General features: G+C 63.1%; 1 protein-coding gene. It reads left to right on the top strand.

Translation table 11 applies throughout. From position 1 onward, the window contains the following. Positions 1-364 (top strand): ACT domain-containing protein (locus AC1D1Y_RS26465; RefSeq protein WP_477684963.1); only part of this gene is annotated, 364 nt, incomplete at its 5' end. Positions 365-434: the final 70 nt, after the last annotated feature.

Here is a 434-nt window from a genome sequence, read left to right as displayed (position 1 = left end):
GGGCTTGGTGGTGCACCGGGAAGAGTGCCAGGTGGCACGCAAGCTGCAGAACAAGGACAGCGAGCGCTTCATTGGTGTGGAGTGGTCCGATGAGCCGATCCGCCCGTTTAAAACCGGCGTGGTGGTGACCGTGAACAATGGCAAGGGCGTGCTGGCCAAAGTGGCTGCAGCGCTAGCTTCGGCCGAGGCCGACATCCTGCACATCGACATGGGGCAGGACGGTGTGCAGGACGCCTCAGACCTGCGTTTCTTGGTTGCGGTGCGTGACACGGCCCACCTGGAGACTGCGCTACGCAACCTGCGCCGTACGCCCTCGGTACTGCGCGCAGAGCGCAGCAGCAACACAGCAACCAACAACAGTTAGTTGGATGCAGGTGCCGGGTAGACCACCCGCAACACCTCAATGTCGCCCACGCGGTCGGGCATCACCAGCT

It is taken from the genome of Polaromonas sp. P1_G1 (genome assembly GCF_056405595.1).
Note: the sequence above shows the minus strand (reverse complement) of the source record. Positions and strands in the feature narration are given on the sequence as shown.